Origin of the sequence: Streptomyces sp. WMMC500 (genome assembly GCF_027497195.1) — a bacterium.
In the GTDB taxonomy this organism is placed as follows: domain Bacteria; phylum Actinomycetota; class Actinomycetes; order Streptomycetales; family Streptomycetaceae; genus Streptomyces.
Genome location: NZ_CP114905.1, coordinates 2804066 through 2830260 on the forward strand (window position 1 = coordinate 2804066; position 26195 = coordinate 2830260).

Here is a 26195-nt window from a genome sequence, read left to right on the forward strand (position 1 = left end):
GGCCCCTCACTCACCCACGTCGGCGGGGCCGGCGTAGCCGAAGCGGCCGTCCGCGACGCGGTAGTGGAACATCTCGACGCCCTGCAGATAGCCGTCCTGGAACACGTACTCCCTGACCATCCCGCGGTACGTGCCCTTCGCCAGCAGCTCGAACAGCCTCCCCCTCGCCGGCCGGCGACCGCCCCGCACCGCCTCGGTGAGGCGGTCGAGCACCATCCGCGTCACGTCGTACGCCTCGGCCGCCCAGCGCCCGGGGGGCTGCCCGTAGCGCTCGCGGAACGCCTCGGCGAACGCCGCGACCGGCTTCGCCCCCGGGTCGATGTACGGCGCGTACATCTGCCAGCCGTCCGCCGCCGCGCCGGCCCGCGCCGTGAACTCCGGCCCGGCGGCCGGGTAGCCGAGGACCCGTACGCCCGTGAAGCCCCGCGCGGCGAGCGTGCGCGCGAAGTCCGCGCCGCGCCGCGGGGAACCCGCGTAGTAGACGGCGTCCGGCTCCCGGTCGAGCACGTCCGTGAGCACCTCGACGGGCGAGGCCGCGCTGCGCGGCACCACCCGCGGGTGCACCTCGATGTCCACCAGCCCGAGCGTCTTGTACGCCAGGTGGCCTTCCTCCCACGCGAACTCGCCCGCCGCCCGGTCGATCACCATGGCCGCCCGGCGCACGCCCTCGGCCTGGAGCATCAGCGCGGCGGGCAGGCTGGTGGTGCCGTAGGTCGGCACGGTCTGCAGGAGGGAGCGGCGGGAGGCGGTGCCGTACGCGCCCTGGGCGGAGGAGACCGTGAGCTGCGGGATGCGCCGCGCGTCGTACGCGCCGAGGGCCGCGCCGGTGGTCTTGTCGCCGGTGGAGCCGACGACGGCCAGCACGTCGCGGTCGGCCGCGAGCCGCCGGGCGGCGCGCTCGGCGGCGGCGGGGTCGCCGCGGTCGTCGGCCACGGCGACGTCCAGTTCGAAGGGGCGGCGCGGGCGGGCGTTGAACTGCTCGACGGCCAGCCGCACGCCGCGCTCCTGCGCCCGCCCCGCCGCCCGCTGCGGCCCGCTCAGGTCGGCCTGGACGCCGAGGGCCCACCGGCGTGCGGCGGAGCCGGACCCGCCGTCGTCGCGCAGGCCGGCCCACAGCGCCGCGCCCCCGCCGGCCGCGAGCAGCGCCGCGCCGCCGGCGCCCAGGACGAGGAACCGGCGGCGGCCGGTGGCCCCGGAGTCCGCTTCGGACGCTCCTGCGGACTCGGTGGTCTCGGCGGACTCGGCGGACTCGGCGGACTCGGCGGACTCGGCGACGGTGGCGTCGATGTCCGGCAGCGCCAGCATCGCGGCGGAGCGGTCGGCGATCAGCCGTACGACCTCGTCGGGCAGCCACTCCGCGGTGCCCTCCGGCGCGTCCTCGACCAGGGCCTCGTCGAGTTCGGCGGGGGTCGGGCGGGCGGCGGGGTCCTTGGCGAGGCAGCGGGCCACCACCTCCCGCACGCCGTCGGGGACGCCGGTCAGGTCGGGCTCGTCGTGCACCGTGCGGTACAGCAGCGCGTCCACGGCGCCGGAGCCGAACGGCGGCCGCCCGGTGCTCGCGTACGCCAGGACGCAGCCGAGCGCGAACACGTCGGCCGCGGGGCCGGCTTCGCTGCCCAGGGCCTGCTCGGGCGCGAGGAACCCCGGGGTGCCGACGACGGCGTCCGGCGAGGTGAGCGCGGTCTCCTCCGGGGAGCGGGCGATGCCGAAGTCGATGAGCCGCGGGCCGTCCACGGCGAGCAGCACGTTGCCGGGCTTGACGTCCCGGTGGACGAGCCCGGCCGCGTGCACGGCGGCGAGCGCCCGGGCGAGGATCTTGCCGAGGATCCGCGTGCCGCGCTCCGGCAGCGGGCCGCAGCGGGCGACGGCTTCGGCGAGGGCGGGGCCCGGCACGAACGCCGTGGCCAGCCACGGGGCTTCGGCCTCCGGGTCGGCGCCGGTGACGGGCACGGCCCACGGGCTGCGCACCCGCCGGGCGGCGGCGACCTCGCGGCGGAACCGGGCCCGGAAGTCGGGCTCCGCGGCGTACTCCGGGCGGATCACCTTGACCGCCGCCAGGTCGCCGGTGTCCGCGCGGCCGAGGTAGACCACGCCCATGCCGCCGGCGCCGAGCCGGGCCAGGAGGCGGTGGCCGCCGATCCGTACCGGATCCGCGGGCGTGAGCTGCTCCGTCACCGGCCGTTCCCCTCCGCGCCGCCGTCCTGCCCGCCGTCCGCGCCCATGCCCTCCGTGTCCTCTCCCCCGGCCCCGTCGCGTCCGAGCGCCGTCTCCACCCGCTGGAGCATCCGGATCCCCGCCTCCCGCCCGATGTCCTGGGCCTCCGCCATGTCGTACCCCCGCCCCGCCCGGACCGAGACCGAGACGGTGACCTGGCCGAGCCGCATCTGCATCCAGGCGTACGGGGTCGCCGCCGCGCCCGCGCCGCGGTAGTCGCCGCTCTCCCGCAGCACGTCGTCGGCGTAGAGGTTCGCGGAGTCGCCGTAGTAGGAGGCGGAGGAGATCAGGTCCTTGAGCCGTTCACCGGCGCCGAGTTGCTGCTCGGGGCAGCGGAGCATCTCCTCCAGCATCCCGGCGTTCTCCCAGTCGGCCTCTTCCGCGGTGCGGTGCACGGTGACCACGGCCAGCAGCCGGGCGGTGTCCTTCCCGGCCGCGGGCGGGACCTCGAAGTGCCGGGAGAGCGTGGCGAGTACGCCGTCGGGCAGCGGCTCCTGCCGCCAGACGCAGTCGTCGCCGAGGACCGGCCGCCGGCCGGGGTCGCTCTCGTACGGCGTGGCCCGGACCGCCTCGGGGCCGAACTGCGCGGGGTCGGCGATGACCTCGCCGGCCAGCGCCCGCGCGGCGGCGCGGTCCCGCGGCGCCTTCGCCGGGTCGGCGTCGAGCGCGGAGGTCGGCGCCGGGCTCGCACCGCCCTTCGTACCGGAGGACTGCGAGGGACCGCCGGAGGGCTCCCCGTCGCCGCCCGTGCAGCTCGCGAGGGCCAACACGGCTGCGAGCAGCACGGATCCGGCGTGCCCAGCGGGCCGTCGTCGCACGAGTCTCCCCCACCCCTGATCTGACGCAGCTCTCCCGTCCCCCGGTAGCGGATCGTACGGCGCCGGTCCACACGGTGTCAGCACGGGACTGTACGGATCACGTAACACCGCGTGCACGGGCCGGGGTCGGGCCGGGTAGGGACAGGGGGACGGGCGGAAGGCGGGGTGCGGGCCCGCCTTCCGCCCGCCGGCTTCAGCCGGTGGCGAGCCGGCGGGTCACCTGGACGCGGGACTGGCAGCCGAGTTTGCGCATCACCTTGCGCAGATGGTTCACGACCGTCCACTCGGCGATGCCGAGCCGGCGGGCGATGACGCGGTTCGTCAGCCCCTCGGACACCAGGAGCGCGACCTCCAGCTCCCGCTTGGTGAGGATGTCGGCCACGTCGGCGGGCACGTCCGTCCCGGCCGCGGGACCCGCGTCCTCAGAGGGCATCAGTCGCATCGCCGCCTCCCAGGTCAGTTCGGCGCCGGAGCGCCACGCCCACATGTAGTCGTCGGCGCTCAGCTCCTGGCTGGCGGTGGCGAGGATGGCCGTGGTCAGCTCGGCCAGCGGCCGGGGGCGGGCGAGGCCCTGGCGCCGGCGCAGCCGGTTGGCCAGGCCCAGCGTCGCGGTGAGCAGCCGCCAGTCGGTGATCCGGCGCCACTTGTAGAGCGCGATCGCCAGCATCTCCAGGCACTCGGGCCGCTCCGGCGCGTCCGCCAGCCCGCCGAGCTGCTCGGCGGCGTCCGCGAACAGGGTGCGCGTCTCGGCCGAATCCTGCTCCAGCAGCCGGACGGAGGCGAGGACGTAGCGGGCGGTCACCGTGCCGCCGAGGTCCTCGTGGCCCAGCTCCGCCGCCAGGGCGGTACGCGCCAGCTCGTCGGCGCGGGCGAGGTTGCCCGCCTCGCGCAGCACGGCGGCGAGCCGCCGGGTGAGGTGCCGGCCGGCGCTCGCCGCGGCGTCGCCGTTGGTCCCGGCGCGGGTGGGCGTGGTGATGACGGCGAGCCCTTCCTCGAACCGGCGGCGGGCGCCGTCCAGGTCGCCGCCGGCGTACGCCTCGTCGCCGAGCAGCCCGAGGCAGCGCACCACGCCGGCGTCGTCGTGCACGGCGCGGTAGGCGTCGCGGGCCTGGGCGAGGTAACCGCGGGCCGCGCCGGAGCCGAGCCGCATCGCCAGCCCGCCGGCGGCCTCCAGCGTGCGGGCGTGCAGCCGCGCGTCCTCGACGCCGGCCCGCAGCGCTTCCTGGGTCAGCCGCAGGCACTGGCGGGTCTGGCCCGTACCGGTGGACTGCTCGCGCAGCGCGCCGGCGAGCACCGCCATGGACCGGCCGTCGCCCGCCTCCCGCCAGTAGCCGAACGCCGCGAGCAGGTCGGCCCGGCACTCCGGGCCGGCCCCGGGGCGCGGTCCCGCGACCGCCGTGCCGGCCTCGGCCGGGGGTGCGGGGCGGGGCATGGCGAGCGCGCGGAAGTACTCGCCGTGGGCCTTGCGCAGCGTCGCGTGGCAGGGCAGCAGGGCGAGCGAGCGGGCCGCGGCGTGCCGTACGGGGGCGGGGATGCTCAGGCTCAGCTCGCCGTCGGGCCGCTCGTCGGGGATGACGACGCTCGCGTCGATGAGCCGCTCCATGGTCCGGTACCCGGCGGCGTCGAAGCCGGTGAGCACGCCGGCCGCGGCGCGGGTGGTGAACGGGCCCTCGAAGACGGCGAGTTGGTTCAGCAGCAGCCGTTCCTCCGCGGGCAGCCGGGCGAAGACCCAGGCGACCATGTCGGAGATGCCGGCGTGCCGCGAGTACGGGTGCCGGCCGGCGCGGCGCAGGTCGTCGGTGCCGCGCTCGAAGCGCTCCAGGATGAGGTCGGGTTCGGCCAGCCTGACCTGCTCGGCGGCCAGCTCGACGGCGAACGGCAGCCCGCCGACGAGCCGGCAGAGGGCCAGCACGTAGCGGAGGTTCTCCGCCGTCAGCTTGAACTCGGGCCGTACCGCCCGCGCGCACTGTACGAACAGCTCCACGGCCGGAATCCGTGAGACCGCCGGGAGGTCGGCCTCGACGCCGTGCCCGGTCGGGAGCGGCCGGAGCCGTACGACCCGTTCGCCGTACAGCCCGAGGCGGGCGGTGCCGACCGCGACGATCCGCACCTCCGGGAAGCTCCGCCGGAACTCGGCGAGCAGTGGCGCCAGTTCATCGGCGACGTCCTCGTAGTGGTCGAACAGTACGGTGACCGGCCCCGGGCCGAGCCGCTCCAGGGACGCGCGGACCGAACCGGGGTCCTCCTGGAACTGCTCCGTGAGCCGGCGCAGCATCAGCGCGCCCATGGCGGGATCCGGGATCCGGGCGAAGTCGAACACCTCGACGGTGCCGCCCGGGCCCGACCCGAAGCGGCGGAAGTACTCCATGACGAGCCGGCTCTTGCCCACCCCGGCCGGCCCCGTGACGGTCACCAGACCGGCGTCGGGCGCGGACAGCACGGTGGCCAGCCGATCGAGGTCGCGGGTGCGACCGATCAGCGACGTGGGCGTGGCACCGATGTATCCCGCGGGACTGGTCGTCCCGCCTGCTAACAGGTCCTCCGGACCCCACAGGTTCTCGCGCTCCGCGGCGGCGACTACGGCGTCGGCGTTCATGGCGTCGCTTCGCGGGAGGTGCCGGTGGCGGCGCCCGACGGCGTACCCGTCGAGACGACCGCCCGCTTGCCGTCAGGGCTCACTGCATTCCCTCCGCCGAAACCTGTACCGCTCCCCCGTGTCACGGTCGGCTCGCCCCCTACCCGGTGACGTGCGACGTGGCGGGTAGGGGCGTGGGCCGGAACGCACTCATGCGAACTTCCCTTCGTCGTCTACGGGTCGGTGGGAGCTCAGCCGACGGCGGCGGCAAGCGGGGTGCCCGCCGCCTTCGCCCGGGGGGTCTCGCCGACCCAACTGCCCACGGACATCTCGGCGGTGATGCCGGGGCCGAAGCCGGCGATCATGCCGCTGGCGCCGGGCAGGACGGAGCCCTCCTCGAAGAGGCGGCGCAGCGCCTCCAGCACGACGGCGCTGGCGATGTTCCCGTAGTCGGTCAGGGTCGACCAACTGTGCCGGAACATGTGGCGGTCGGTGTTGAGGTACTTGCTCAGGTCGTCCAGGATCCGCGGCCCGCCGGCGTGGATGATGTAGAAGTCCAGGTTCTCGACGTCCCAGCCGTGCCTCGTGGCCAGTTGGCGCAGCACCGGCGCGAGCGGCTCCATGGTGCCGGGGACCCGGCGGTCGAGCTGGAAGTGGAAGCCGGTGGAGCGGACGGCGTAGGAGATCCACTCCTCGGTGTCCGGGATGAGGTACGAGGCGTTGCGCTCCAGCGTCACGCCGGTGCCCCCGCGGCCGCGGACGACGGCGGCGGCGACGGCGTCGCCGAAAAGGCCGTCGGAGAGGAGCGAGCCGATGCCGTCGTCCTCCGGCTGGTAGCACAGGGAGCACAGCTCACAGGAGACGATGAGGACGTTGCTGTCCGGGTACGCGCGGCAGAAGTCGTGGGCGCGGTTGATGGCGGCGCCGCCCGCGGCGCAGCCGAGCTGCGCGATGGGGATCTGCCGGGTGTCGGAGCGGAACCCCATCTTGTTGATCAGCCACGCGGTCAGCGAGGGCATGAGGAACCCGGTGCAGGACACGTAGATGATCACGTCGATGTCCCGGGCGGTCACGTCCGCGTTCGCGAGTGCCTCCTCGATGACCGGCGGGGTCATGTTCTTCGACTCGACCTCGTATATCCGGTTGCGCTCCCGGAGACCGGGGTGGTCGAGCGTCTTCTCGATGGGCTGGACGATGTGCCTTTTCCGTACTCCGGTCTTCTGGATGAGCCGGAGCGCGAGCGGAAGCTGTGGCTTTCCCGCGTGCACCTTCTTGGCGAATTCCAGGGTCTCTTCCATGGTGATGACGTATTCCGGTACGCTCACCGCTGGCTTGCAGAGAGTCGACATGCCTGGCATCCACCTTCTGTAGGTAGAGATTTCCCCGGAGTTTCCCGTCGCGCCCACTCGGGGTTGCAGCGAATTCGACCGCGCAACCGCCCCGGTCGGCACGGTGCGCAAGCGGTATCTTTGCCGGGTTCGCTTGGGTTCGGCTTGGTGTCGACTTGGCAACCTGTGAGCAAAGTCCTTCGATCATGCGGAGGCGCAGGTCACCTCCGTAAAGACGCCCCGTCGCGCGCTGCCGGAAGGCCGTGGCACGGCCCGGGCCCGCGGGGCGGCACGCCGGCCCGGTGCCGCACCTCACATTCCGGCGGGATGTCTTGTCGTACAGGTGGGGACGGCGCACGCGTCCCCCGGCGAGCGGGCGTCCGGGAACCACGGCCCGCTCTCCGGCGATGATCCCACCCGACCGGTCTGGAGAAGGCATGACGACCTCGGCACCCTCGTTCAGCGAGCCCGCGTCCGCGGAGCGCCTGGAGATCACGGCCGCCGCGCTGACGGGCAACGGCTTCGAGGCCGAGATCCTCGACGGCGCCCCGGCCGCGCGCTCCCGCGTCCGGGAACTGATCCCCGGGGGCGCGACGGTGTTCACCGGGACCAGCGAGACGCTGCGCCTGTCCGGCATCGGCGAGGACGTCGACGAGAGCGGGCGGTACGACTCGGTCAGGAAACGCAGCCTGACCATGGACCGCGCCGCGCAGCGCGACGAGATCCGGCGGCTCCTCGCCGGCCCCGACGTCATCGTCGGCAGCGTCCACGCGGTGACCGAAACCGGCTCCCTCGTGATCGCCTCGGCCAGTGGCAGCCAGCTCACCGGCTACGCCGGCGGCGCCTTCCCCGGGCGGGGCACCGTCCTGCGGCTCCGTGAAGCCATCGGGTTCTGAGACCGTGAGGACCGGGGACGGCGGCGCGACGACCACCGGGGCGGGACCGGGCTGCGGAGGGCCGCCGGCCGGCCCGGACGTGCTCCTGGACGAGCGGCGCCAGGTGATCAGTCTGGCCTACCGGCTGCTGGGTTCGCTGTCCGACGCCGAGACGCCGGCCGAGCGGGTGGCCTTCGTGCTGCACGACGTGTTCCGCTACTCCTTCGCCGAGGTGGCCGAGGTCGTCGGCCGGTCCCCTGCGGCCTGCCGGCAGTTGGCGTCCTCCGCCCGCCGCCGGGTCCCTCAGTCCGGGGACACCGCGACCCCGCAGGCCCGGAGGGCCGGCATCGTCCGGGAGTTCAAACGGGTGTGGGAGGCCGGGGACATCGACGCCCTGATCGGGCTGCTGGATCCGCACGCCACCGTGACCGCCGACGGCGGCGGGCTGGCCGCCGCCGCGGCCCACCCCGTCACCGGCGGCGGCCGGATCGCCAGGGCCTGCGCCGACCTGGCCGCGCGTGCCCCGCTGCACCTCCTGGAACGTACGGTCAACGGCCGGCCCGGCCTGGTCAGCCGGCGGAACGGCGCCACCGTCGCGGTCCTGGCCCTCGCCGTCGAAGGCGACCGGATCACCCGCATCTGGGCCGTGCTGAATCCGGAGAAGCTCCGCCGGTGGACCACCCGCTGACCCGGCGGCGGCGTGCCCCGCACCCCGGCGTGGCGGGGGCGCCCGTGGCACGTCCGCGAAGTCCCGCGATCCCGTGCACCGTCCGTTGCCCGCCGTGCGGACTCATGCCGGATATCCGGCCACCTGCTCGGGGCACGGGGCGCAACCGTCGCCCTACGGAGTAGGCTCGTTGCCGGCTGTTGTCACTGTCAGCCGCGACGAGCAGAGGTGGGGAGGCGGCGACGCGGAACGGCACCGGGCCGGTGGCGGTTCCCGGCTCGCCGTACCGGTGGGATCCGCCGGTCACCCACATGGCAGGCCCTGGGGAGAGGACTTGACCAGATGAGCGATCACGACTTGCTGGCCGAACGGTTCGAGAAGGATCGCCCCCGTCTGCGCGCGCTCGCGTACCGGATGCTCGGCTCCGGCGCCGAGGCCGAGGACGCCGTCCAGGAGGCGTGGATCCGGCTGAGCCGCTCGCGCACCGACGAGGTGGAGAACCTCAGCGGCTGGCTGACGACGATCGTCGCCCGGGTGTCGCTGAACATGCTGCAGTCCCGCAAGTCGCGCCCCGAAGACCTGGTGGACACGACCGAGACCGCGGAGCCGCACGGCGAGGGCGCGCCGGCGGACCCGGAGGAGGAGGCGGTCCTCGCCGACTCCGTCGGCGTCGCGCTGCTGGTGGTCCTCGACACCCTCACGCCGGCCGAGAGGCTGGCGTTCGTGCTGCACGACATGTTCGCCGTGCCCTTCGACCAGATCGCGACCATCGTCGACCGCTCCCCCGCCGCGGCCCGCCAGTTGGCCAGCCGCGCCCGCCGCCGCGTGCAGCAGCGCGCACCGCTCGCCAGAAGCAGGGCCATCGGCGTCTACAGCGAGAACGGGCTCGTCCTCAAGAAGGGCAGGTCCGACCTGGCCAACGCGTTCCTCGCCGCGTCCCGCCAGGGCAACTTCGAGGCGCTGCTGGCGATGCTCGACCCGGACATCGTGCTGCGCTCCGACGCGACCGCCGCGCACCTGGGCATGGACGCGGAACTGCGCGGCGCCGACGCCGTCACCCGCCTCTTCGCCGGCCACGCCTGGGCGCCGCTGCCCGCGGTCGTGGACGGGGCGGCGGGGCTGGTGTGGGTGAAGGACGAGGTGCCCTTCCTCTCGTTCCGCTTCACCGTCGGCGACGGCCTTATCACCGAGATCGCGGTCCAGGCGGAGTTGTCGGACGTCGACATCGTGCTCGCCCTCTAGCAGAGCGGTACCGTCCGTACGGGCCGGGCCCGGCCCGTACGGACGGCGAAAGACAACCGGCCGGGCTTCTCCCGCGCGACGGCGATATCGAGCCGCGATTCCGGTTCTCACCCACCGCCGAATACGGCGGCTTTCCCGCGCTTCGGCCCGTTACCCCTATCGGCGCCGCCGGTTCGCCGAGCGCCCTCTGGTGAAATTTCACGCGCCGAACCGCCAAGTGGGCGCCAAGTCGTTGGTGTGTGGTGGCCAAGTGGCGTGCCTGATGCTGGGCGGGCATGGACTCGGGTGGCACGTCGTGCGCATCTGACGGGAGTGACGACGCTGGTTGGGGTGGTGATCCGTGAGCCGGAATCCGACGCGCACACCGGGTCTCCCCCGCACCGCCACCCTCAAGACCCGCCGCGTGGAACCCACCCCCATCCTCCGCGACCAGCTCCAAGAACAGTCCTGATCCCGTGGCCCGGTGCCGGATCCGGCACCGGCCAGACACCCGGCGGCACGCCGCGCGGAACAGCCGCCGGCAGCCCCCGCCGACCGCCATGTGAAATCTGGGAGGTCTGACCGGTGTTCAGCCGTGTTGCGATCATCAACCGTGGAGAGGCCGCCATGCGGCTCGTCCGGGCCGTCGGCGAACTCAACGAGACCGGCGCACCCCGGATCGAGACCGTGGCCTTCTACACCGACGCCGACGCCACGGCGACGTTCGTACGCGCGGCAGACATCGCCTACGACCTGGGCCGGGCCGCGGACCGCCCCTACCTGGACCTCGCCGTGCTGGAGCGCGCCCTCGTCGAGACCGGCGCGGACGCCGCCTGGGTGGGCTGGGGCTTCGTCGCCGAGGATCCGGCCTTCGCCGAGTTGTGCGGGAAGCTCGGCGTGACGTTCATCGGCCCCGACCCGGAGGCGATGCACAAGCTGGGCGACAAGATCAGCGCCAAGCTCCTCGCCGAGGAGGTCGGCGTCCCCGTCGCGCCGTGGAGCCGCGGGCCGGTCGCGGACCTGGACACGGCGCTGCGCGAGGCCGAGCGGATCGGCTACCCCCTGATGCTCAAGGCGACCGCGGGCGGCGGCGGCCGGGGCGTACGGGCCGTGCACCGGCCCGAGGAGCTGTCCGAGGCGTTCCAGCGCACCAGCCAGGAGGCCGAACGTGCCTTCGGCAACGGCGCGTTGTTCCTGGAGCGGCTGCTCGTCCACGCCCGGCACGTCGAGGTGCAGGTGATCGCCGACGGCCAGGGCGGCGTGTGGGCGCTGGGCGTGCGGGACTGCTCCGTCCAGCGCCGGAACCAGAAGATCGTCGAGGAGTCCTCCTCGCCGGTGCTGGCGGCCGAACAGGTGGAGCGGCTGAAGGAGTCCGCGGAGCGGCTCGCGCTCGCGGTGGGCTACCGTGGCGCGGCCACCGTGGAGTTCCTCTACCAGCCGAAGGACGGGCTGTTCGCCTTCCTGGAGGTCAACACCCGGCTGCAGGTGGAGCATCCGGTCACCGAGGCCACCACCGGCATGGACCTCGTCAAGGCGCAGCTCCACGTGGCCGCGGGCGGCCGGCTGACCGGCACCCGGCCGGACGAGCTGGGGCACGCCGTCGAGGCCCGGCTCAACGCCGAGGACCCCGACCGCGACTTCGCGCCCGCCCCGGGCCGTATCGCCCTGCTCGACCTGCCCGCGGGACCCGGGATCCGGGTCGACACCGGCGTCAGCCAGGGCGACTCCATCCCCGCAGACTTCGACTCGATGATCGCCAAGGTCATCGCGTACGGGCGCGACCGCGCGGAGGCGCTGTCCCGGCTGCGGCACGCGATGCGCCGGACCACGGTGCTGATCGAGGGCGGCACCACCAACAAGAGCTTCATCCTCGACCTCCTCGACGAGCCCGAGGTGATCGACGCGCGCGCCGACACCGGCTGGATCGACCGGGTGCGCGCCGCGGGCGGGCTGGCGTCGCCGCGGCACGCGGGCGTCGCGCTGGCCGCCGCGGCGATCGAGGCGTACGAGGACGGGAAGCGGGCAGAGTTGCAGCGGCTGCTGGGCACCGCGCGCGGCGGTCGCCCGCAGGTGCACCACGAGGGCAGCCGCCCGGTCGACCTCACCCTGCGCGGTGCCGGCTACCGGCTCACCGTCGCCGAGACCGGCCCCGGCCGCTACCGGGTGGGCTTCCGCTCCGGCACCGACGACGGCACTGTGCGGGCCGTCGACGCCGTGCTGGAGCGGTTGAACGAACACACCGGGCAGATCCGGCTCGACGGCCACCGCTTCCGGCTGGTCATCGGCGCGCACGGCCCGGTCCACCTGGTCGAGGTCGACGGGGTGACGCACCGGATCAGCCGCGACGAGGGCGGCGTGGTCCGCTCGCCCGCCCCCGCGCTGGTGGTCGCGACGCCGCTCGGCGCCGGCGACGAGGTCGAGGAAGGCGCCCCGGTCCTGGTCCTGGAGAGCATGAAGATGGAGACGGTGCTGCGTGCGCCGTTCCGTGCGGTGCTCAAGGAGTCGCTCGTCTCGGTCGGCAGCCAGGTCGAGACCGGCGCGCCGCTGCTGCGCCTGGAGCCGCTGGACGACGCCGACGCCACGCCCGTCGCCGCCGGCGCCGATCTGGACCTGCCCGCCCCGCCGGCCGAGCCGACCGCGGCGCAGCGCGCCGAGCGGGGCCTTGCGGACCTGCGCGGCAGGCTCCTCGGCTTCGACGCCGACCCCGGCGGCGCCGACGACGCCCTCACCGGCTACCTCGCCCTGCGCGCCGGGCTGCCGGAGCGTCCGCTGACGGCGGAGGCCGGGCTGCTGGAGGTCTTCGCCGACCTCTCCGAGCTGAGCCGCAACAAGCCGGAGCACGAGGAGACCGCGGCCGAGACCTGGGTGCGCAGCCCGCGCGAGTTCTTCCACACCTACCTGCAGAGCCTCGACGCCGAGCGCGCCGGGCTCTCGGAGAGGTTCCAGGGCCGGCTGACCCGGGTGCTGGGCCACTACGGCGTCGACGGTCTGGACCGTACGCCCGCGCTGGAGGAGGCGGTCTTCCGGATCTTCCTGGCCCGGCAGGCCGCCACCGCCGACGTCTCCGTGATCACCGCGCTGCTGCAGCAGTGGCTCAACGAGACGCCGCCGCCCGAGGAGCAGCGCCAGGCCGTGAGCCAGGCCCTCGAACACCTCATCCGGGCCACCCAGTTGCGCTTCCCGCTGATCGGCGGCCTCGCGCGGAGCCTGATGTTCCGTTGGTACGCGCAGCCGACGCTGCGCCGTTCCCGGGCCCGGGTCTACGAGCAGGTACGCCACCACCTGCGCTACCTCGACGCGCACCCGGACGCGGCCGACCGCGACGAGCGGATCGCCGACATGGTCGCCAGCCCCGAGTCGCTCATCCAACTGCTGAGCGAGCGCGTCGACCGCCCGGGCGCCGAGCCGGACCCCCTGCTGGAGGTCCTCATCCGCCGCGCCTACCGCGACCACCGGCTGACCGGCGTGCACTGCGAGACCGTCGCGGGACGGCCGTTCGTCTCCGGCCGCTACGAACTCGACGGCGCCTCCCACCGGCTGCTGGTGACCGTCGCCGACGTCGACGACCTGTCCGGGGCGGCGAAGGCGCTGGCCGAGGTGGCCGCCGCGGAGCCGGACACGACCGCCGTCGTCGCCGAGTTCTACCTCACCTGGACCGGCCTGCCGCCGGAGACCGACGAGATGGCGGCGGGGCTGCGCGCGACGCTGGCCGCCTCCCTCCCCGCCGGCCTGCACCGGATCACCACGACGGTTGCCGGGCGCGACGGCGCGGAGCCGCAGCACTTCACGTTCCTGCCCTCCCCGGACGGCCCGGCCGAGGACATGCTGATGCGCGGCATGCACCCGCTCATCGGCCAGCGCCTGCTGCTGCGGCGGCTGCGGAACTTCGACCTCACCCGGCTGCCGTCCGTGAACGACGACGTCTACCTGCTGCGGTGCGTCGCGCCGAGCAACCCGGCGGACGAGCGGCTGGTCGCGATGGCACAGGTCCGTGACCTGACGCCGCTGCGGGACGACGAGGGCCGCATCCTCGCGCTGCCCGAGGTCGAGGCGGCGCTCGGCGCCTGCCTGGACGCGATCCGCAAGGAGCAGATCTGGCGGCCGGCGACCAGGGGCCAGGACACCAACCGCATCTTCATCAACGTCCGCCCGCCCAGCGACCTCACGCTGGAGGAGCTGCACGTGGTCGCCCGGCGCCTGCTGCCGACCACCCGGGGCCTGGGCGTGGAGGAGGTGCTGTTCCTCGGCTGCCGGCGCGGCCGGCGCGGCGGGCTGGTCCCGACGGCGGTGCACGTGACGTACGACGTGGCCGCGGGCGTCCGCCTCAGCGTCACCGACCCGCCCACCGACCTGATCCAGCCGCTCGACGACTACCGCCAGAAGGTGCTGCGGGTGCGGCGCCGCGGCACGGTCTACCCGTACGAGCTGTTCGACATGATCGCCGGCGCCGGCGGCACCTTCACCGAGCACGACCTCGACGAAGCCGGCGCACTGGTCCCCGTCGAGCGGCCGAAGGGCCGGAACAAGGCCGGCATCGTGGCCGGCGTGGCCACCACGCCGACCGAGCGGTACCCGGAGGGCGTCACCCGCGTCGTGCTCCTCGGCGACCCGGTGAAGGCGCTGGGCGCGCTCTCCGAGGCGGAGTGCGCGCGGGTCGTCGCGGCGCTGGACCTGGCGGAGCGGCTGCGGCTGCCCGTCGAGTGGTACGCGCTGTCCGCGGGCGCCCGGATCGCGATGGACTCGGGCACCGAGAACATGGACTGGATCGCCCGGGCGCTGCGCCGCATCGTGCACTTCACCCAGGACGGCGGCGAGATCAACGTCGTCGTCGCCGGCGTCAACGTCGGCGCGCAGCCGTACTGGAACGCCGAGGCCACCATGCTGATGCACACCCGGGGCGTGCTCGTGATGACCCCGGACTCGGCGATGGTGCTGACCGGCAAGCGGTCGCTGGACTTCTCCGGCGGCGTCTCCGCCGAGGACAACTTCGGCATCGGCGGCTACGACCGGGTGATGGGCCCGAACGGGCAGGCGCAGTACTGGGCGCCGGACCTGCAGGCCGCGCGGGACGTGCTGCTGTCGTACTACGACCACAGCTACGTGCTGCCCGGCGAGACGGGCCCCCGCAGGGCGGCGACCACCGACCCGGTCGACCGGGACGTCAGCGACTTCCCGCACGTCGCCGAGGGCAGCGACTTCACCACGGTCGGGGAGATCTTCTCCGCCGCCACCAACCCGGACCGCAAGAAGCCGTTCGACATCCGCACGGTGATGCGCGCGCTCGCCGACCAGGACCACGCGGTGCTGGAGCGCTGGGCCGACATGGCCGAGGCCGAGACCGCGGTGGTGCAGGACGTGCACCTGGGCGGGCGGCCGGTGTGCCTGGTGGGCATCGAGTCGCGGTCGGTGCAGCGGCGCGGCTTCCCGCCCACCGACGGCCCGGACGCGTACACGGCGGGCACGCTCTTCCCGCGTTCGTCGAAGAAGGTCGCGCGGGCGGTGAACGCGGCGAGCGGGAACCGGCCCCTGGTGGTGCTGGCGAACCTCTCCGGGTTCGACGGCTCGCCGGAGTCGATGCGTGAGCTGCAACTGGAGTACGGGGCGGAGATCGGCCGGGCGATCGTCAACTTCCGCGGACCGATCGTGTTCTGCGTGATCTCCCGCTACCACGGCGGCGCGTTCGTGGTGTTCTCCAAGGCGCTGAACCCGGGCATGACGGTGCTGGCGGTGGACGGTTCGTACGCCTCGGTCCTCGGCGGTGCGCCGGCCGCCGCGGTCGTCTTCGCCGCCGACGTCGACTCCAGGACGGCCGCCGACGCGCGGGTGGCGGACCTGGAGGCGCGCATCTCCGCGGCCTCCGGCCGGGAGCGGGCGCAGCTCGCCGACCAACTGGAGAGCGTGTGGGCGGCGGTGCGCGCGGAGAAGCTGGGCGAGGTCGCCGCGGAGTTCGACGGCGTGCACTCGATCCAGCGGGCGCAGCGGGTGGGTTCCGTGGACGCGATCATCCGGCCGGAGGAGCTGCGGCCGCAGATCATCGCGGCCGTGGAGCGCGGGCTCGACGGAACACGTACCGCATGACGGGCGCCGGAGAGCCCTTGTGCCCGCGGTGCCGGGGCCGGCCGGCAGCCGGCCCGCGCACCTCATCGATGAAGACGTCCCGCGAGCGCACGTCGCCTGTCCGCGTACGCGGTCAGGAGCCGGGCGCCGGCAGCGGGTTCGCACGCATCGGGTACGCCGTCAGCCGGCGTGTCCGGGTTGTTCACCACACTAGGTAGGAGACGTCATGGTTACTCGGGAATCGCACTTGGTTGAGCTCGTCGACGCGGGCGGCACCGCCCTCGGCTCCCTCAGGGTCGCCGAGGCGCACACGGCGCCCGGCCGGCTGCACCGGGCGTACTCGGTGATGCTGCTGGACGAGCAGGGCCGCGTGCTGGTGCAGCAGCGGGCGAAGGTGAAGACCCGCTTCGCGCTGCGCTGGGCCAACGCCTGCTGCGGCCACCCGGCGCCGGGGCAGCCGCTGCTGGAAGCCGCTGCCGAGCGGCTGGTCGAGGAGATCGGGCTGCGCGGGGTGCCGCTGGAGGAGGCCGGCGTGTATCTCTACCGGGCCGAGGACCCGGAGACCGGCCGGATCGAGCACGAGTACGACCACGTCGTGGTCGGCCGGGTACCGGTGGACGTGCCGCTGGACCCGGACCCGGCCGAGGTGGCCGACGTGCGCTGGGTGGCGCCGCAGGAGCTGCGTGCGGACCTGGCCGCCCGCCCGGACGACTACGCGCCGTGGCTGGCAGGCGTGCTCGTGGTGGCGAGCAACGCCGCCGCCCACGTGCCGGCGGCCGCCGGCCTCGCCACCCGGTAGGGCTCCGGGAGCCCGGACGATCACCGACCGTGTTGCGATCAAGAACGTGTGAGGACCGAGGACAAGCCGGATCACGCAAGGAGAGGAGAAGACCGTGACCAACCTGATGTTACTTCCCGACGGAATGCGCCGCTGGTCCAAGGCGAACGGCGTCTCTCTCGGCGACGGTTACCGGGCGATGGCGGACAAGCTCGTCGAGTTCACGGAGTGGACGAGGGAAGACGGCATCACGAACCTGTACGTCACGACCTCCTCGGCCGCTGACTTCAGCCGCCCCGAGCCGGCGGTGACGACGTTCCTGGTCGCCTTCAACGACGTGGCGCAGCGCACCCACGACACCTGCAACTTCGACTTCTCCGGGTCGCTCGACCTGGTGCCCCAGAAGTACCTCACCGAGCTGGAGGAGCTGCGGGACAAGTCGGACAAGGAGTCGGGCTTCACCCTGCACTACATCATCGGCATGTCCCTCTCCGCCGAGGTGATACGGCTCTTCAACGAGCTCAACGGCAAGATCCCGGAGCTGACGGAGAAGATTCTGGCCGGGCACACGTACGTCCCGCAGCAGGTCGACTACCTCATCCGCACGGGCGGTTCGATCCGTATGTCGTCCTTCTTCCCGATGCTGTCCCCGTACGCCGAACTGCACTTCTCCCCCGTGCTGTTCCCCGACATGAGGCGAGCCGACTACGACGCCGCGCTCAAGGACCTGCGGCATCGGGAACGCCGCTACGGGAACTACCCGGCGTGAGCTCCGGCGAACGACTCGGGCGTGGTCCGGCTCCGGACCCCGCCTGAGACGTGCGCCGACCATGGCCCGGCCGCCCCCGCCGGGCCCGCCCGGCGGGGCCGCGACCGGACGGCCCGAGCCCGGCGGCCGGTTCCGCAGGGGCGAGGCAAATCCGCGAACGTGTGCGCCCGCACACCGCCTTGCCGGCGCACGCGGCATACCCGTGCGCGCCGGCGCCGCGGGACGGCCGTCCCGGCCGGATCAGTGGAAGAGGCGGTACGAACCAAGGGCCGTCAGCGGTTCGAGCGACAGCGGCTCCGTGAGCCACTCGCCCTTCAGGCCCTTCATCGTCTCCTGGAACGTGGGCAGGGTCTGGAGCGGGTTGTTCTCGTCGTCCTCCAGGTCCACCACGATGATCAGGGTCCGCCGGTCGGGGAGCATGCACCAGGCGTAGCGCAAGCCCTCGAGGCCGGCTTCCTCGACCGCCGCGAACAACTCCTTCGCGGCCTTCTCCGCTGTCTCGACCTTGTCTTCCTTGAGCGTGGAACGGAACATGCGGATGCTCATGGGAGTCTCCTCGGCAAGCGCGCACGCCGCCGGAGGTTCGGCGGCGTGGTCCAGGGTCGTTCTCGGGATCGGTCGTGGCGGACGCGGGACGAGTCGTACGCGGCGGGCAGGCCCGCGCCCCTCCCAGCATCCGGCACCCCACTTGGCCACCGCACACCGATGACTTGGCGGCCACTTGGTGACGGCGCCCGGGGGCGCACTCCGCCGGGCGCCTCGCCGGGCGGCGGCAGCGGGGCACGCCCGCGCCTGCCGGCCCGCGGCAGCGCGCAGCGGCCCGCTGGGGCCACGAGGGGGGCCCGGGTCCCGGGCGTGCTCCCGTCCTCGTACGCGGCGCTGGAGAAGCCCTGGACGCCGCGGCACGCCGCGGTATGCCGCGCCCTGCACCAGAAGCGCCGGGTCGCCGCAGGGCGCGCTCAGCGGCGTCAGGGCGCCGGCGCCGGCGGCGCGCGCGGACGCCGGGGCGGCGTGCGACGCGGACGAGCCTCCGCCGGCTCCGCCGCTGCCGCCCCCCGGGCCGGGCCCGGCGGCATCCCCTCGCTCCGGCCGCGATCTTCTAACGCCGCGGGCGGCGGTCGCGCCTCCGCAACGCCCACGAGGGGATCTGCCAGGGGTGATGACCCGGCGACCGGAACGACCCTTCCGATTCCGCTTTCGCTCTCATTGCAAAGGCGCAACCCGCCTCCGGACCGGTGAGGGAAGATCTAATTCAACACCCAAGGAATTTGTAATACAGTAGGAGAACTCTTGGTGACACGGACATGTCGGCATGGCCCGACGGCTTCGGGTGACGTTTCGGCGAACTGCGGATTATTTCGTCGGGATAACCGCCTGAACCAGGTTTCGAGAATGCGGGGTTCCGCATCAGGGCAGGGCCGTGACCAGCCTCGGAGCGATATCTGATCGTTCGCACCGCGCCAGAATGAAATTTCATTAGCCGACTTTGCCGGACTTGCCGCCCGCCGGCACCCCTCCGGCCGTTCTCGCGCGGCCCGCGCCCGGCGGCCACCGTCACGCTCCGCTACGGGGCCGCTCCACGCCGGCGATGCTGACACGAGGTCTACGACAGCGGGCCCGGCCGACCGGAAACGGAACCGGAAGCTCCACACCCTTTCACTCTCCGCAACCCTGCCCACCTGGGCATCCATCGTCACCACGACCGCCTGGTACCCCGTTTGTCGATCTTGCAAAAACGTCCCGGCGACACTCCTCCTAGCAACTTCCTGCCATGCCCCGGAGGACGGCGCGGATGGCAGGACCTTGCCCCTCCCTCGGGGATGAGGTAATCGATCACTCCTTCGACGTGCGGGAACAGGGGGATACGGGATCAAGAGGGCATCACCGCAGCCAGAACGGTGTTGACATCCCCTCTTAGCGATGTTGAGATCGAATAGCCGGGGAGAAATGCGTCGAAGCCCCCACATCGATCGTCGCTCTCGGTGTCCGGCAGCCGGAGATCCATTGCGTTGTGTATCGGCCGCTTAAAGCCGAGGTCGACATAGCCGGGCCTTGACTGGATTAGCGTTCACGGCTAGTCTGACCCCCGGCCAGTCTCGGGGGACTGGACAACAAACACGGGGGCAGCAGAAATGCTAATGATCGACGCAGGTCCGGATCCCGGCCACTGGCCACGCGGCCAGATCGAGGAACCCTGGCCGCAGAATCCGGCAAACGTCGAATATCAGGTAACTTTAGTCGAGATTGCTGCTTTTCGGCAGCAAATCCTTGCGGCGCCTACGCTCTCCGACACGGCGCATGTCGTCTCCACGGCCCGTCTCGTGATCAAGCAGCCCACACCCAAGGCGCTGTCCCACGGGCGGGTCGCCGTCATGCCGCGGCGCGGGAGCTCTCTCGCAGGCGCCACGCAGCACCACTCGCGTACACCGCACGGAACGTGCGGTGTACGGATCCTGCTTGGCTGTACGGCCGGCAGCCGGCCAGGCCGACACCCGGTCCTGGCCAGGCGCCCCGGAAAAGGCGGTGAGATGTTGGGAGTTCAGAGATGACGAACGACAGAACCAACGTCGACACGATGGTTATCGGCGCTGGATCGGGTGGAAGCTGCCAGCCCCACACCGAGGGCGGGCAGCGCATGGGAACCGGCACCGGAGATGCGCGGCGCATCGCGGAGCTGGAGCGCGAGGTTCAGGAACTACGCCGCGCCAACGAGATATTGAAGGTGTATTTCGCCAAAGAACTCGATCTCGAACTTGAATCCACTTCGTCCCCCCTCGTCGTCGGAACGCCCAGCGGGCCGGCTCGGCCGGAGGCGCCGCCGACCGCGCCCCCGGCGCCGTCGCGCCCGATCCGCTGGAGCGCCCCGCAGTCGTCCATGACCCCCGCCCCGCCCCGGCCCATGGCGGAGTTCCGGGCCCTCGGTCCGATCGAGGCCGTCGTCGACGGCCGACTGCTGGACCTGGGTGCCCCCAAGCAGCGCGCCCTGCTCGCCCTGCTGGTCAGCAAGGTAGGCCAGCCGGTGGCGGTCGACGTCATCGTCGAGGAGCTGTGGGCCGGCAATCCGCCCCCCTCGGCGATCACGTCCCTGCAGGCATACGTGGCCAACCTGCGCCGCGTGCTCGAACCGAACCGTGCCCCGCGTACCTCCGCGACCGTGCTCCGCACCTACGGTCGCGGCTACCTGCTGGACAACCAGGTGGTCGAGGTCGACGTGCACCGGTTCAGCGAGCGCGCCGGTGCCGGTTGGGAGGCCCTCGACCGCGGCAAGCCGCAGGAGGCACTGCGTGAATTAGAAGCCGGTCTCATGCTGTGGCGGGGTCAGGCGTACGCGGAGGTGGCCGACACCACCTACGTGCGGCCCGAGGTCGCCCGGCTGGAGGAGCTGCGGCTCTCGGTCATCGAGGGGCGCTGCGCCGCGCTGCTGGCGGTGGGCGCCCACGAGATGGCGGTGGCCGAGCTGGAGGCGTTCACGCAGGCGCACCCGCTGCGTGAGTACGGCTGCGAGTTGCTGAGCCTGGCGCTGTACCGGGCCGGCCGGCAGGCCGACGCCCTCGCGGTGCTGCGCACCAACCAGCGCAGGCTGGCGGAGGAGCTGGGGATCGACCCCCGGCCCGCGCTGCAGCACCTGGAGAACGAGATCCTCAACCATGCGCCCGCGCTCGACTGGCGGCCGCGCACGGGCGGTGGTGCGTGAGATCGCCGTATCGCGATCTCTTACTGCTCGGACATTCGCACAGTGTCCGAGATGCCGTCGCGGCCCGGGGAGACCATCCCCCGGGCCGCGTCCGGTTTCCGTGACCGTCTCGGGCACCGCCGCTCACTCGCGGGCCCGCACCAGGCCCGACTGGTAGGCGAGGACGACGAGTTGGGCGCGGTCCCGCGCGCCCAGCTTGGTCTTCGCGCGCTGCACGTGGGTGCGTACGGTCAGCGGGCTGACGACCAGCTCCGCGGCGATCTCGGCGTTCGACCTCCCCTGCGCGACCAGCGCCGTCACCTCGCGTTCCCGGGCGGTGAGCACCGCCAGGTCCCCGGGCGCGGCGCCGGGCTCGGGGGTGGCGAGGAACCGTGCGATGAGCGCGCGGGTGGCGGCCGGCGACAGCAGCGCGTCGCCCGCCGCGACGGTGCGGATGCCGTCGACGAGTGCGTCGGCGGAGGCGTCCTTGCCGAGGAACCCGCCCGCGCCGGCGCGCAGCGCGCGGGCCACGTGCTCGTCGGTCTGGAACGTGGTGAGGACGAGCACGCGCACGTCGGCCAGGTCCGGGTCGGCGCAGATCGCCTCGGTCGCGGCGAGCCCGTCGGTGCCGGGCATGCGGATGTCCATGACGACGACGTCGGGGCGGTGCGCGCGGGTGAGTGCGACGGCCTCGGTGCCCTCGGCCGCCTCGGCGACGACCTCCAGGTCGGGGTACGAGTCGATGAGCATCCGGAACGTCGCCCGCAGCAGGGCCTGGTCGTCGGCGAGCAGCACGCGGACGGTCATCGGGGCTCCCCGGCGGGCTCGGCGGCCGGTCCGGGCGGCTGCCCGGGCGTCGGCGCGGCCGGGGGCTCCGGCCGTACGGGCAGGGGGAGTTCGGCGGTCACGGCGAAGCCGCCGCCCGGCCGCGGGCCGGCGCGCAGGCCGCCGCCCGCGGCGCGGGCACGCTCGCGCATGCCGAGGAGCCCGAAGCCGCCGCCGGGCGGCGGTGGCGGCCGGCCGGCGCCGCCCTCGTCGGTGACGGTGACGGTCAGCCTGTCGTGCCCGTACGCGAGCCGCACCCGCGCCGCGTCCGCGCCGGCGTGCTTCGCGACGTTGGTCAGCGCCTCCTGCACGATCCGGTACGCGGTGAGGTCGAGCCCCGGCGGCAGCTCCCGCTCCGCGCCCTCGGCCGCGACGGTGACGGCCAGCCCCGCGGAGGCGAACGCGGCGACCAGTTCCGGCAGCCGGCCCAGGCCCGGCGCCGGCTCCAGGGGCTCGCCCGAACCGGCGGGTCCGGTGGTGTTCTCCGGGCCGCCCGGGTCGCCGGGCTCGCGCAGCAGGCCGACGGTGGCCTGGAGTTCGCGCAGCGCCGCCGCCGTCGTGCCGGTCAGCCCGCCGAGGATCTCCTCGGCCTGCGCCGGCCGGGTGCGCGCCAGCCGCGCGGCGGTGCCGGCCTGGGCGTGCGCGAGCGCCATGTGGTGGGCGACGACGTCGTGCAGCTCGCGGGCGATGCGTACGCGCTCCTCGGCGACCCGGCGGCGGGCCTCCTCTTCGCGGGTGCGCTCGGCGTGCTCGGCGCGCAACCGCACCGAGTCGAGGTACGCGCGCCGGTTCCGCACGGCGGTGCCGGCGAACACCGGCAGCAGGAGCCAGAAGACGGGCGCGACCACGTCGTCGCGCCAGGTCTGGCCCTCGACGTCGGCGAGGAGCGCGGCGGAGACCAGCAGCGCGAGGACGAGCGCGTAGTGGGCGTAGACGGTCCGCTGCGGCGCGCGTGCGGCCAGTTCGTAGAGCGCGACGAGCGCCGGCAGCGCCAGGGCCGGCGTGAGCGCGTAGCCCAGGCCCGCGGACCCGGCAGCGCACACCGCGGCGGCCACGAGCACGGGCACGGGGTGGCTGCGGCGCCACAGCAGGGGCACCCAGGCCGCGGCCACGAAGGGCTGCCCGGCGGCCCAGCCGTGGCCGGTCCCGGCGTACTGCCGGCTGGTGATCGCGAGGACCAGCAGCAGCAGGGCCGCCTCGACGAGGCGGGGGTGGCGGTCGGTGAACCGCGACCAGCTTGGCAGCACGGTGTTCTCCGCTCGGGTGGTCTGGCCCCGTGGTCCGTTCCATGGTCGGACACGCGGCGGGGTGCGGGCGAGCGCAGCCGTGGGGTGGGCCGCCCGCCGGCGGGCGGCCGACCCTACGATGCGGCGCGTCAGACGCGCGTCAGGTCCTGGTCGGGCTCGTCGTCCGGCACCTTCCGCAGGTCCGGAGCGCCGCGGCCCAGCGCCTCGCCCTCCACGTCCACGCGCGGCAGCAGCCGGTCCAGCGGGCGCGGCAGCCACCAGGCGCGCTTGCCGAGCAGGGCGAGCACGGCGGGGACGAAGGCCATGCGGACGACGACGGCGTCGAAGAACACCGCAACGGCCAGGCCGAAGCCGATCATCTTGATGACCTGCTCGCCGCCGGTCATGAACCCGGCGAACACCGCCATCATGATCACCGCGGCGACCGCCACCACCCGCGCGCTGTGCCGGAAGCCCGAGACCACGGCCTCGCGCGCGTCCTCCCCGTGCACGTACGCCTCCCGCATCCGGGAGACCAGGAAGACCTGGTAGTCCATGGCCAGGCCGAAGACGATGCCCACGAGGAAGATCGGCATCATGCTCATCACCGGCCCGGTCTGCTCCACGCCGAACAGCCCCGCCAGGTGCCCCTGCTGGAAGACGGTGACGACGGCCCCGAGGGCGGCGAGCACCGACAGCAAGAACCCGAGGGCCGCCTTCAGCGGCACGAGCACGGAGCGGAAGACCAGCACGAGCAGCAGGAAGGCCAGGCCGATGATGGTCGCCAAATACGGGATCAGAGCGTCCTGGAGCTTCTGCCCGACGTCGATGTTGAGCGCCGTGGTGCCGGTGACCTCGTACGTCGCGCCGGTGGCGGCCTCGGTCGCCGGGCGTTGGCCGCGGATGTCGTGGACGAGGTCCTTGGTGCGTTCGCTGGTGGGCGCGGTGGCGGGGGTGGCGGAGAGCACGGCGGTCTCGCCGGGCTCGTCGAAGCGCGGCGGGGAGACGGAGACGACGCCGTCGGTGCCGCCGATCGTCTCGGCGACGCCCGCCACGGCGGCTTCGGGGTCGTCGGCGCCGCGGGCGTCGACGACGACGGTCAGCGGGCCGTTGAAGCCGGGACCGAAGCCCTCGGCGAGGGCGTCGTAGGCGCGGCGCTCGGTGGTGGAGGTGGGCTTGGCCTCGTCGCCCGGCATGCCCAGGCGCAGGTCGGTGGCGGGTACGGCGAGGATGCCGAGCCCGGCGACGGTGGCGAGGAGGACGGGCACGGGGCGGCTCAGGACGAAGCGGGCCCAGCGGACGCCGAGGGTGGCGGGGGCCGGCGGGCTCGTGCCGTCGGGGGAGCCGGTGACGTCCGCGGCGCTCCCACGCGCCGGGAGAGGCGTACGGCTCCCGGGGCTCGTACGCCCCGCGCGCCACCGCCGCCCGACGCGCCACCCCGCGCCGGACCCGCCGCCGTCCGCGCCGTCCCTGCTGAGACGTCGGGCGCCGCGCGCACCCCGGGCGCCGCGGGACAGCACCGCGTCCGGCCACCACCCCAGCAGCGCCGGCACCAGCGTCAGCGCGACCAGCACCCCCACCAGCACGGCCCCCGCCGCGCCCAGCCCCATCTTGGTCAGCATCGGCACCCCGATCACCGCCAGGCCGGCCAGCGCGATGACCACCGTCAGCCCCGCGAAGACGACCGCGGACCCCGCCGTGCCCGCCGCCCGCCCCGCCGCCTCGCGCGGCTCGTGTCCCGCGGCCCGCTCCTCGCGGTAGCGGGAGACGACGAAGAGCGAGTAGTCGATGCCGACCGCGATCCCGAGCATCATCGCCAGCTCGCCGACCGTCGAGGACAGCCCCAGCGCACTGCCCAGGGCGAGGATCGCGAACATGCTCACGCCGATCCCGACGAGCGCGGTGATCAGCGGCAGCCCGGCGGCGGCCAGCGAGCCGAAGGTGATCAGCAGCACCACCGCGGCCACGGCGATGCCGATGACCTCGCCGATGCCCGCGGAGACCGACGACTCCAGCGCGCTGCCGCCGGCCTCGACGGTCAGGCCCGCGTCCCGCGCCTCGTCGATGGCGTCGTCGAGCGCCGTTCTGGCCGCCCCGCTGACCTCGTCCTCCGTGACCTCGTAGGTGACGGTGGCGTACGCGGTCGTCCCGTTGTCGCTCACGCCCGGCCCGTCGAACGGGTCCACCGCCCCGGCGACCTGCGGCGCCTCGGCGATGTCCGCGACGAAGGCGTCGACGGCCGCGCGGTTCTGCGCCCCGGTGATCTTCTCGCCTGCGGGGGCGACGAAGACGACGCGGGCGTCCGCGCCGTCGGCGGCGGCGCCCGGGAAGCGCTCGTCGATGAGGTCGAACGCGTGCTGGGCCTCGATCCCGGGCATCGAGGTGGAGTCTTCGGGCGGGTCGCTAGCGCTCAACCCGCCCATGCCGACGACGGCGAGGACCGCCGCCCACAGCAGCACGACGGGCAGCCGCCGGCGGAAAGCGAGCCGGCCTAGCCGGTACAGGAAGGTCGCCATGCGAAGGGGTCTCCTCTGGATCTCGAAGTACCCCTCCAGCGTTTCCGCCGGGACCCCGCGCCGTCGTCGTCGCCCGTACGGCACTTCCGTGTACTGAAAAACAAGTAGTGCCGCCGCTCCCCGTCCACCGCCGGGATGACCCCGGCGGACGCGGGCGGGGTGACGGGCCGCGGCCCGTCACCCCGGGGTACGGACGGGCGTCAGCCCATCCGTTCGCCGTAGACGTGTTCCACGGCCATGGTCATCAGCACCCGCCGGTCCGCGACCATCACCGCGCGGTACTCGTCCCAGTCGGGGTGCTCCCCCGCCGCGGCCCGGTAGTAGTCCACCAGCGCCTCGACCTCCCGGCCGTGCGGGTCGGTGCCCGGGCCGATGAGGGTCGCGGTGCCCTCCGCGGTGGCCCAGGAGCGGCCGTCGCGGGCGGTGACCTCCAGTGCGGCGCGGGCGTCGCGGCGCAGGTTCGCGGTCTTCGCCCGGCCTTCGGTCATCGACACGTGCAGGACGCCGGAGTCCGGGTCGTAGAAGGGCATGACGGGCGAGAGCTGCGGACGCCCGTCCTTCTTGATCGTGGCCAGCACGCCGAGCCGGCTCTCCGCCAGCAGCGCGCGGGGGTCGTACGGGGTCGTGGTCATGTCCTTTGCCAAGTCCTGGTC

Annotated in this window: 15 protein-coding genes and 1 pseudogene; 7 read left to right on the forward strand and 9 right to left on the reverse strand. The window is 73.7% G+C overall.

The genetic code is table 11. The features are described from left to right. Positions 1-6 precede the first annotated feature (6 nt). The 4 genes from O7599_RS11520 to O7599_RS11535 form a co-directional block, all read right to left on the reverse strand. Entirely contained in the window at positions 7-2175 is a 2169-nt protein-coding gene (locus O7599_RS11520; RefSeq protein ID WP_281622049.1) for a bifunctional serine/threonine-protein kinase/ABC transporter substrate-binding protein, read from the reverse strand. Then, entirely contained in the window at positions 2172-2999 is an 828-nt protein-coding gene (locus O7599_RS11525; protein ID WP_281622050.1) for a hypothetical protein, read from the reverse strand. Before O7599_RS11525 ends, O7599_RS11520 begins: the two co-directional genes overlap by 4 nt. Positions 3000-3225: 226 nt before the next feature. After that, positions 3226-5628: a LuxR C-terminal-related transcriptional regulator gene (locus O7599_RS11530; protein WP_281622051.1), complete on the reverse strand. Its 2403-nt coding sequence runs from the start codon at positions 5626-5628 to the stop codon at positions 3226-3228. Positions 5629-5858: 230 nt separating this feature from the next. After that, positions 5859-6956, reverse strand: a complete 1098-nt coding sequence (locus O7599_RS11535; protein WP_281622052.1) for a type III polyketide synthase — start codon at positions 6954-6956, stop codon at positions 5859-5861. Between the two features lie 416 nt (positions 6957-7372). Here O7599_RS11535 and O7599_RS11540 point away from each other — a divergent pair, with 416 nt between their 5' ends. The 6 genes and pseudogenes from O7599_RS11540 (at position 7373) to O7599_RS11565 (ending at position 17302) form a co-directional block, all read left to right on the forward strand. Beyond that, positions 7373-7831 carry an LUD domain-containing protein gene (locus tag O7599_RS11540; protein WP_281622053.1) on the forward strand — a complete coding sequence of 153 codons (459 nt, stop codon included), beginning with the start codon at positions 7373-7375 and terminating at the stop codon, positions 7829-7831. A 106-nt stretch (positions 7832-7937) separates the two neighbouring features. Continuing rightward, positions 7938-8498: pseudogene (locus tag O7599_RS11545) on the forward strand (sigma factor-like helix-turn-helix DNA-binding protein); the annotation flags it as partial. 321 nt (positions 8499-8819) lie between these two features. Further along, positions 8820-9719, forward strand: a complete 900-nt coding sequence (locus O7599_RS11550) for a sigma-70 family RNA polymerase sigma factor (protein ID WP_281622054.1) — start codon at positions 8820-8822, stop codon at positions 9717-9719. A 564-nt stretch (positions 9720-10283) separates the two neighbouring features. Then, the gene (locus O7599_RS11555; RefSeq protein ID WP_281622055.1) at positions 10284-15776 is read left to right on the forward strand and encodes a carboxyl transferase domain-containing protein; all 5493 of its coding nucleotides are present in this window, start codon (positions 10284-10286) and stop codon (positions 15774-15776) included. Between the two features lie 205 nt (positions 15777-15981). Further along, complete coding sequence (gene idi, locus O7599_RS11560) at positions 15982-16554, forward strand: isopentenyl-diphosphate Delta-isomerase (protein ID WP_281622056.1); 573 nt, start codon at positions 15982-15984, stop codon at positions 16552-16554. A gap of 94 nt (positions 16555-16648) precedes the next feature. Further along, a complete protein-coding gene (locus O7599_RS11565) occupies positions 16649-17302 on the forward strand; it encodes an undecaprenyl diphosphate synthase family protein (protein WP_281622057.1) in 654 nt (217 codons plus the stop codon). A 240-nt stretch (positions 17303-17542) separates the two neighbouring features. Here the strand turns inward: O7599_RS11565 and O7599_RS11570 are convergent, their stop codons facing one another. Continuing rightward, positions 17543-17848, reverse strand: coding sequence for a hypothetical protein (locus O7599_RS11570; protein WP_281622058.1), 306 nt, complete (start codon positions 17846-17848; stop codon positions 17543-17545). Between the two features lie 1999 nt (positions 17849-19847). On the opposite strand from O7599_RS11570, the gene O7599_RS11575 reads away from it, so the two are divergent. After that, the gene (locus tag O7599_RS11575) at positions 19848-20996 is read left to right on the forward strand and encodes an AfsR/SARP family transcriptional regulator (RefSeq protein WP_281622059.1); all 1149 of its coding nucleotides are present in this window, start codon (positions 19848-19850) and stop codon (positions 20994-20996) included. A 123-nt stretch (positions 20997-21119) separates the two neighbouring features. Here the strand turns inward: O7599_RS11575 and O7599_RS11580 are convergent, their stop codons facing one another. The 4 genes from O7599_RS11580 to O7599_RS11595 form a co-directional block, all read right to left on the reverse strand. Continuing rightward, positions 21120-21782 (reverse strand): response regulator transcription factor, encoded by a 663-nt coding sequence (locus tag O7599_RS11580; protein WP_281622060.1) that lies wholly within the window; start codon positions 21780-21782, stop codon positions 21120-21122. Further along, the gene (locus O7599_RS11585; protein ID WP_281622061.1) at positions 21779-23047 is read right to left on the reverse strand and encodes a histidine kinase; all 1269 of its coding nucleotides are present in this window, start codon (positions 23045-23047) and stop codon (positions 21779-21781) included. Before O7599_RS11585 ends, O7599_RS11580 begins: the two co-directional genes overlap by 4 nt. Positions 23048-23175: 128 nt before the next feature. Further along, on the reverse strand, positions 23176-25542 hold the full coding sequence (locus tag O7599_RS11590) for an MMPL family transporter (RefSeq protein ID WP_281622062.1): 2367 nt from the start codon (positions 25540-25542) through the stop codon (positions 23176-23178). A 200-nt stretch (positions 25543-25742) separates the two neighbouring features. Next, the gene (locus O7599_RS11595) at positions 25743-26174 is read right to left on the reverse strand and encodes a PPOX class F420-dependent oxidoreductase (protein WP_281622063.1); all 432 of its coding nucleotides are present in this window, start codon (positions 26172-26174) and stop codon (positions 25743-25745) included. Positions 26175-26195: the final 21 nt, after the last annotated feature.

Bases quoted from the DNA above. Each gene is read 5' to 3' on its own strand.
- O7599_RS11530 (WP_281622051.1), bottom strand. From the start codon at position 5,628: ATGAACGCCGACGCCGTAGTCGCCGCCGCGGAGCGCGAGAACCTGTGG.
- O7599_RS11535 (WP_281622052.1), bottom strand. From the start codon at position 6,956: ATGTCGACTCTCTGCAAGCCAGCGGTGAGCGTACCGGAATACGTCATC.
- O7599_RS11540 (WP_281622053.1), top strand. From the start codon at position 7,373: ATGACGACCTCGGCACCCTCGTTCAGCGAGCCCGCGTCCGCGGAGCGC.
- O7599_RS11550 (WP_281622054.1), top strand. From the start codon at position 8,820: ATGAGCGATCACGACTTGCTGGCCGAACGGTTCGAGAAGGATCGCCCC.
- idi (WP_281622056.1), top strand. From the start codon at position 15,982: ATGGTTACTCGGGAATCGCACTTGGTTGAGCTCGTCGACGCGGGCGGC.
- O7599_RS11570 (WP_281622058.1), bottom strand. From the start codon at position 17,848: ATGAGCATCCGCATGTTCCGTTCCACGCTCAAGGAAGACAAGGTCGAG.
- O7599_RS11575 (WP_281622059.1), top strand. From the start codon at position 19,848: ATGACGAACGACAGAACCAACGTCGACACGATGGTTATCGGCGCTGGA.
- O7599_RS11580 (WP_281622060.1), bottom strand. From the start codon at position 21,782: ATGACCGTCCGCGTGCTGCTCGCCGACGACCAGGCCCTGCTGCGGGCG.
- O7599_RS11590 (WP_281622062.1), bottom strand. From the start codon at position 25,542: ATGGCGACCTTCCTGTACCGGCTAGGCCGGCTCGCTTTCCGCCGGCGG.
- O7599_RS11595 (WP_281622063.1), bottom strand. From the start codon at position 26,174: ATGACCACGACCCCGTACGACCCCCGCGCGCTGCTGGCGGAGAGCCGG.